The sequence below is a fragment of the Candidatus Symbiopectobacterium sp. genome (genome assembly GCF_020054415.1).
GTDB lineage: Bacteria > Pseudomonadota > Gammaproteobacteria > Enterobacterales > Enterobacteriaceae > Symbiopectobacterium.
The window spans coordinates 1-7,267 of sequence record NZ_JAHWCO010000404.1 but is presented as its reverse complement, the minus strand read 5'-3'; the positions used below and the strand labels follow the sequence as shown (position 1 = coordinate 7,267).

Genomic DNA, 7,267 nt, shown 5'->3' with positions numbered 1-7,267 from the left:
GCGTAACCGATTGCAACGGCTCAATCGCAAGACGCCCGGATATTCAAAATCATCCGAAATGCACGATAGGATCATCGGTACTTACATCGAACGCGAGTACTACGTTTGATGCTACATCAACTCATTGAATACACGACCGGGAATTTATAAGTTTAAATTTTTTACCCGCACTGTTTCCAACTAGTACAGCATGGGCCTTTTGCTGACGTTATAGTCTCCCTAACGTCAGTTTTAGTGCAGTGTGTTTACGTTATATCCAACCCCGCACACAGTGGTGGCTAAGCGATAGTAGTCACCACTGTGCAGGGTTATGCCGCCAAGGTGTGCTGAGCCATGTCAGTCAGAAGTCCAGCAATGAAATCGATACGCTCTGGCCTTTCGCTGAGGTCTTTAATAAATTTCAAGCGGGTAGGGCCATCCAAACGATAGACGCGAGGATCGCGCTGTAACAGGCCAATCAGGTGTGCAGGATCGACCCTGTTATGGGCACTGAACTCGATAAATCCTCCTTTTTCGTTGCCCTCGATACGTTTGATGCCCAGAGATTGCGCGTGCTGGCGCAGCGCGGCAATCTGCAACAGATGGCGCGTGGCATCCGGCAGGGTACCAAAGCGATCGATAAGTTCCACTTTCAGCTCTTCCAATGCGCTATCGTCCTTGGCGCTGGCAATGCGCTTGTAGAATGACAGTCGCGTGTTGACGTCAGGGATAAAGGCCTCCGGCAGCAAGGACGGTAGGCGTAATTCCACCTCGGTTTGACTGCTGATCAGATCTTCCAAAGAGGGTTCGCGCCCTGCTTTGAGCGCATCGACCGCGCTTTCCAGCAGTTCCATATAGAGTGAAAAACCGACGGTTGTCATTTGCCCGCTTTGATCTTCGCCAAGCAGTTCACCCGCGCCGCGAATCTCCAAATCATGGGTTGCCAGTGCAAAGCCTGCACCCAAATCCTCCAGTGATGCGATGGCTTCCAGACGTTTGTGCGCATCGGTACTCATCGCCTTCGGATTTGGCGTCAGCAGATAAGCATAGGCCTGATGGTGCGAACGTCCGACGCGCCCGCGCAACTGGTGCAACTGTGCCAAACCGAAATGGTCTGCGCGCTCAATGATGATGGTGTTGGCGCTGGGAATATCGATGCCGGTTTCGATGATGGTTGTGCACACCAGCACATTAAAACGCTGATGATGGAAATCGCTCATTACCCGTTCCAGATCCCGTTCGCGCATTTGGCCGTGACCAATCGCGATGCGCGCTTCAGGCACCAACTCCGCCAGGCGTTGAGCTGCTTTCTCGATGTTTTCTACGTCGTTGTAGAGGTAATAAACCTGTCCGCCGCGCAGAATTTCACGCAGCATCGCTTCACGCACCAACAGGTCATCGTATTCGCGAACAAAGGTTTTTACCGCCAGACGGCGCGCGGGCGGTGTGGCAATAATCGAGAGATCGCGCATCCCGCTCATCGCCATGTTCAGAGTACGTGGGATCGGTGTGGCGGTCAGCGTCAGGATATCCACGTTGGCACGCATCGCTTTGATACGCTCCTTGTGGCGCACGCCAAAGCGGTGCTCTTCATCCACAATCAGCAGCCCAAGGTCGCGCCAGTGCACGTCACTTTGCAGCAGTTTGTGGGTGCCAATCAGAATGTCTACCTTGCCTTCCTGCGTTTGTTCCAGCACCTGCGTCTGTTCTTTGGCACTGCGGAAACGGGAGAGCATTTCGATACGAATGGGCCAATTGGCAAAGCGGTCGCGGAAATTGTCGTAATGCTGTTGTGCCAGCAGAGTGGTCGGCACCAGCACGGCTACCTGTTTGTGGTTTTCCACCGCGAGGAACGCGGTGCGCATCGCAACTTCTGTTTTACCGAAGCCGACGTCACCGCATACCAGCCGGTCCATTGCCAGCGGCTGACACATATCGCTCAGTACGGCATTGATGGCTTGCGCTTGATCCGGCGTGGTTTCGAACGGGAACCCATCGCAGAAAAGTTGGTATTGTTCGCGATCGTGCTGAAAGGAAAATCCGCTTTTCGCTGCGCGCTGCGCGTAGATATCCAGTAGTTCGGCTGCCACATCGCGTACTTTCTCTGCCGCTTTTTGCCGCGCACGTGACCAAGCATCGCCGCCCAGTTTGTGTAATGGTGCATTTTCATCGGCACCACCGAAATAACGGCTGATGAGGTGCAATGACGAAACCGGAACATAGAGTTTATCTTCCCCTGCGTAGGTCAGGATCATGTACTCTGCGGTGATGCCACCGGCTTCCAGCGTCGTGAGGCCGACGTAACGCCCAACGCCGTGCTCCAGATGCACCACCGGCTGGCCCGGATGCAGTTCGGCCAAGTTGCGGATCAGTGTATCGGTATTAATGGCGCGACGGCTGTCCTGACGTCGACGTGCAACGCGTTCACCGAGCAGATCGCTTTCACAAATCAAGGCGCGTTGGCGCAGCGTGTCGATAAAACCGTGCTCGCTGGCACCGATAATCAGATAAGCGCCGGGTTTGTCCGCCTGATCCAACCGGGTAATTGGCGCTGGTGCCAGTTTGATGCGTGCCAGTAATTCCTGAAGGGTTTCACGACGCCCCTCGCTTTCAACGGAAAAGATCACCTGTCCGGTAAAACCTTCCAAAAAACGTCGCAGTGCATCCAGCGGCGCTTTGTGCTGATGCTGGATGGCGATGTCCGGCAGCGTTTGGTAACCGAGGTTGCGGTGCGCTGCTTTTTCCGTCAGCGTTTCTTTGCTGAGCTGAACGCGCGGCCAAGCTTTCAGTTCGCTGAACAACGCATCGACTCGCAACCACAAGGTGTCCGGCGTTAACAGAGGACGCATCGGGTCTACGCGGCGGCTTTCAAAACGTTGTTGAATATCGGCCCAAAAGCGGGTAGCGCTTGCTTCAAGATCGCCTGTATTAACCAGCAGCGTATTGCTGTGGAGATAGCTGAACAGCGTGCTGAGCGGCTGTTCAAAAAACAGTGGTTGCCAATATTCAATGCCCGCAGGCAAGGTGCCTTTGCTGACCTGTTGATAAATATGCTCGGCATCACGACGCACTTCAAAGGTTTCGCGCCATTGGATGCGAAAGCGTTCGATGGCATTTTTGTCGGTAGGAAATTCATGCGCAGGTAGCAGGCTGATTTGTGCCACTTCGTGCAACGTGCGCTGGTTATCAACATCAAATACGCGCAGGCTATCTACGTCATCATCGAAAAAATCGATGCGGTAGGGTTCTTCACTGCCCATGGGGAAGAGGTCCAGCAGCGCACCGCGCGTGGCAAACTCCCCGTGTTCCATTACCTGGTCGACACTGCGATAGCCTGCCTGCTCCAACTGCGCGCGCAGTTTATCGCGCGACAGGCGTTGTCTTTTTTTCACCATCAACGCATGGCCGTGCAGGAAGGTGTGCGGGCACACCAACTGCATTAGCGTATTGACTGGCAACACCAGTACGCCGCGGGTCATTTCAGGGAGGTGATACAGTGTGGAGAGACGCGCCGAGATGATCTCTTGATGCGGCGAGAAACTGTCGTAAGGCAGCGTCTCCCAGTCAGACAACGTAGTGACCGGATGCGCCGTAAACTGCTGAAGTTCATCGCGTAGCCGCAGCGCGTTTTGCATATCGGGTGCGATAAGTACAACCGGCCCGGCGTGGCGTTCAATGATGTCGGAACACTCAACGGCACAGGCAGCGCCGGTTAGTTGGCCTAACAGACGTTGTTCACCCGCTTTTACGGGAAGAGCATAGCGATTTTTTTCAGGCATATTCCGAATATCTGGTGTTGCCCCGTTCCAGCATAAGAAAAAGCAGTGTAGAAAGCGGGGTAGGGTTCCATAAAGTGATATGACCCTTTATTATCCTTGATCACTTTGCTTTAGCAACCTTATCCAGACGGATTTCATGTATCAACCTGTCGCTTTATTTATTGGCCTGCGTTATATGCGTGGGCGAGCATCGGATCGCTTTGGGCGATTTGTCTCCTGGTTATCGGCCATTGGCATCACGTTAGGTGTCATGGCGCTGGTGACCGTATTGTCGGTGATGAACGGATTTGAACAGGAGCTTGAGGAGAGCATCCTAGGGTTGATGCCACAAGCGGTGGTGAACACAGCGAGCGGTTCACTTGACCCACAGGCATTGCCTGCATCATCGTTGAGCACCCTACAGGGCATAACGCGCATAGCGCCAATCACCACGGGCGAAGTGGTGTTGCAAAGCGCGCGCAGTGTAGCAGTCGGAGTCATGCTGGGCATTAATCCCGATGAACCCGAGCCTTTGTCGCGTTTTTTGAAAAATACCTCTCTCACTCAACTTCAAGCGGGTGAATACCAGGTGATCCTTGGCGAGCAGTTGGCCTCTCAACTTGGGGTCAAACGTGGTGAACAACTGCGTATTATGGTCACCGGTGCCAGTCAAATCACGCCAATGGGGCGCATTCCCAGTCAGCGCTTGTTTACCGTAGCAGGTACCTTTGCCGCAGGTAGTGAAGTGGATGGTTACCAGATGCTGGTGAATCAGCAGGATGCGTCGCGTCTGATGCGTTACCCGACCGGGCACATAACCGGTTGGCGCCTGTGGCTGGAAAAACCGTTGGATATTGTGGCGTTCAGTGCGCAGCCGGTACCACAAGGGTTGGTGATGAAAGATTGGCGTGAGCGCAAGGGCGAACTGTTTCAGGCCGTTCGCATGGAAAAAAATATGATGGGGCTGTTGTTGAGCCTGATCGTCGCCGTCGCGGCGTTCAATATCATTACGTCGTTAGGGTTGTTGGTGATGGAAAAGCAGGGTGAGGTGGCCATTTTGCAAACGCAGGGGCTGACCCAACGCCAGATTATGGCGGTGTTTATGGCACAGGGGGGAAGCGCCGGGGTGGTTGGTGCTCTGCTGGGCGCAGTGCTCGGTGCGCTGTTGGCTAGCCAGCTTAATACGCTGATCCCGGCATTGGGGCTGTTGCTGGATGGTGCCGCTCTACCCGTTCATATTGATGCGGTGCAGGTGCTGACCATCGCGCTAGTGGCGATTATCGTTGCCCTGCTGTCTACCCTTTATCCTTCCTGGCGCGCCGCCGCCGTTCATCCCGCAGAGGCTTTACGCTATGAATGATTCCCTGTTGTTGCAATGTAATGATCTGTGCAAGACCTACCAGGAAGGGAAGCTGTCCACCGAAGTGCTGCGTCATGTGACATTCAGCATGCAGGCCGGCGAAATGATGGCGATTGTCGGTAGTTCCGGTTCGGGGAAAAGTACCCTGTTGCATCTGCTTGGCGGGCTGGATGCGCCCACCACGGGTGATGTTATCTTCAAAGGTCAGGCGCTCAGTGTGCTCTCCGCCGCCGCTAAATCGGCGCTGCGCAACCGTGAACTGGGCTTTATCTACCAGTTTCACCATTTATTGCAGGATTTCACCGCGTTGGAAAATGTGGCGATGCCACTGCTGATTGGCAACACGCCGCCTGCGCAGGCGCAGGATCAGGCGCGCTCTATGCTGGCCGCCGTGGGTCTGGATGCACGGCGCGAGCACCGTTCCAGCGAATTGTCCGGCGGGGAGCGTCAGCGCGTGGCCATCGCCCGCGCGTTGGTGAATAACCCGTCGCTGGTGCTGGCGGATGAGCCTACGGGTAACCTCGATCAGCGCACGGCTGATACCATTTTTGAACTGCTGGGCGAGTTAAACGTGCGTCAGGGCACCGCGTTTCTGGTGGTGACTCACGATTTGTCGCTGGCTGCGCGTTTGCGTCGCCAGTTGGAGATGCGTGACGGGCAACTTCAGCAAGAGTTAACCCTGATGGGAGCAGCGCAATGAGTTTTCCCCCGCTCTCCCTGCTGATTGGGCTGCGTTTTAGCCGTGGCCGTCGGCGCGGTGGCATGGTTTCCCTGATTTCGGTGATCTCCACCATCGGTATTGCGCTCGGTGTGGCGGTGCTGATCGTCGGCCTCAGTGCGATGAACGGCTTCGAACGTGAATTGAAAAATCGTATTTTGGCTGTGGTGCCTCATGGTGAAATGGAACCGGTCAATCCGCCCTTCACCGGCTGGCAGAACATGCTGCCTAAAATTGAGCAGGTGCCTGGTATCGTTGCCGCTGCGCCCTATGTGCATTTTACTGGGCTGCTGGAGAGCGGTGCTAGACTGCGCGCGATACAGATGAAAGGCTTCGATCCGCAACAGGAACAACGCCTCAGTACTTTGCCAACGTTTGTGACAGGAAATGCGTGGGCCAATTTCAAAGCAGGTGAGCAGCAGGTTATTCTCGGCAAGGGCGTTGCGCAGGCGCTTGAGGTGAAAACCGGGGATTGGGTGACGGTGATGATCCCCAATAGCGATCCGCAAATGAAGCTGTTGCAGCCGAAGCGCATTCGCCTGCACGTGAGCGGTATTCTGCAACTTAGCGGGCAACTCGATCACAGTCTGGCGTTGATCCCGTTGGCTGACGCGCAGCAGTATCTTGACATGGGTGATGATGTCAGCGGCATTGCCATAAAGGTCGATGACGTGTTTGCCGCCAGCAAACTGGTGCGTGACGTGGGGAAAGTGACCGACACCTATATCTATATTCGTGACTGGATTGGCACCTACGGTTACATGTACCGCGACATCCAGATGATTCGGACTATCATGTATTTAGCGATGGTACTGGTGATTGGCGTTGCCTGTTTTAACATTGTTTCCACGCTGGTGATGGCGGTGAAAGACAAAAGCAGCGATATTGCCGTATTGCGCACCTTGGGGGCGAGCGACAGGCTGATCCGTGCCATTTTCATCTGGTATGGACTACTGGCAGGTCTGCTTGGCTGTGTGATCGGTGCCGTGATCGGGGTGGTGGCGACGTTACAACTGAGTGCGATCATGCGCGGGATTGAATCGCTGACCGGACACCATTTTTTGTCGGGCGATATCTATTTTATCGATTTTCTGCCGTCAGAATTGCACATGATGGATGTGGTTTTGGTACTGCTCACAGCCGTGGTGTTGAGCTTGTTGGCCAGTTGGTATCCGGCGCGGCGCGCCAGCCGTATTGAGCCCGCTCGCGTGCTAAGCGTGCAATAGCAGCATAAAAATACCGAGATTATTATTCAATAAGTTATAGCGTATCGAGACTTTGTTGAATAAATAGAACTTTTGGGTAATCATCGGAGCAGATCTCCACAGTTGTTTCAAAATCAGGTCTCCATGGCAAAACAAAATTTTAAAATCACCAACTGGCCCTCTTATAACAAGGCCCTCAAGCAGCGCGGTTCTCTAACCGTATGGCTAGATGAATCAGCCATTGCTG

Annotated in this window: 5 protein-coding genes and 1 pseudogene; 5 read left to right on the top strand and 1 reads right to left on the bottom strand. The window is 54.3% G+C overall.

Going from position 1 to position 7,267, the window contains the following annotated elements; translation table 11 throughout:
* Positions 1-109: IS1 family transposase (locus tag QZ506_RS11940; protein ID WP_291970049.1), on the top strand; the 109-nt coding region annotated here is incomplete at its 5' end.
* Positions 110-308: 199 nt separating this feature from the next.
* Here QZ506_RS11940 and mfd read toward each other — a convergent pair.
* Complete coding sequence (gene mfd, locus QZ506_RS11935) at positions 309-3,758, bottom strand: transcription-repair coupling factor (protein ID WP_291971302.1); 3,450 nt, start codon at positions 3,756-3,758, stop codon at positions 309-311.
* 136 nt (positions 3,759-3,894) lie between these two features.
* On the opposite strand from mfd, the gene lolC reads away from it, so the two are divergent.
* The 4 genes and pseudogenes from lolC to QZ506_RS11915 form a co-directional block, all read left to right on the top strand.
* Positions 3,895-5,097: a lipoprotein-releasing ABC transporter permease subunit LolC gene (gene lolC, locus QZ506_RS11930; protein ID WP_291971300.1), complete on the top strand. Its 1,203-nt coding sequence runs from the start codon at positions 3,895-3,897 to the stop codon at positions 5,095-5,097.
* Complete coding sequence (gene lolD / locus QZ506_RS11925) at positions 5,090-5,797, top strand: lipoprotein-releasing ABC transporter ATP-binding protein LolD (RefSeq protein ID WP_291971298.1); 708 nt, start codon at positions 5,090-5,092, stop codon at positions 5,795-5,797. The genes lolC and lolD overlap by 8 nt, the downstream gene beginning before the upstream one ends.
* Positions 5,794-7,041, top strand: coding sequence for a lipoprotein-releasing ABC transporter permease subunit LolE (lolE, locus tag QZ506_RS11920; RefSeq protein ID WP_291971296.1), 1,248 nt, complete (start codon positions 5,794-5,796; stop codon positions 7,039-7,041). Before lolD ends, lolE begins: the two co-directional genes overlap by 4 nt.
* A gap of 123 nt (positions 7,042-7,164) precedes the next feature.
* Positions 7,165-7,267: pseudogene (locus QZ506_RS11915) on the top strand (IS5/IS1182 family transposase); the annotation flags it as partial.

Coding starts and splice junctions, on each gene's coding strand:
- lolC (WP_291971300.1), top strand. CDS start 3,895: ATGTATCAACCTGTCGCTTTATTTATTGGCCTGCGTTATATGCGTGGG.
- mfd (WP_291971302.1), bottom strand. CDS start 3,758: ATGCCTGAAAAAAATCGCTATGCTCTTCCCGTAAAAGCGGGTGAACAA.
- lolE (WP_291971296.1), top strand. CDS start 5,794: ATGAGTTTTCCCCCGCTCTCCCTGCTGATTGGGCTGCGTTTTAGCCGT.
- lolD (WP_291971298.1), top strand. CDS start 5,090: ATGAATGATTCCCTGTTGTTGCAATGTAATGATCTGTGCAAGACCTAC.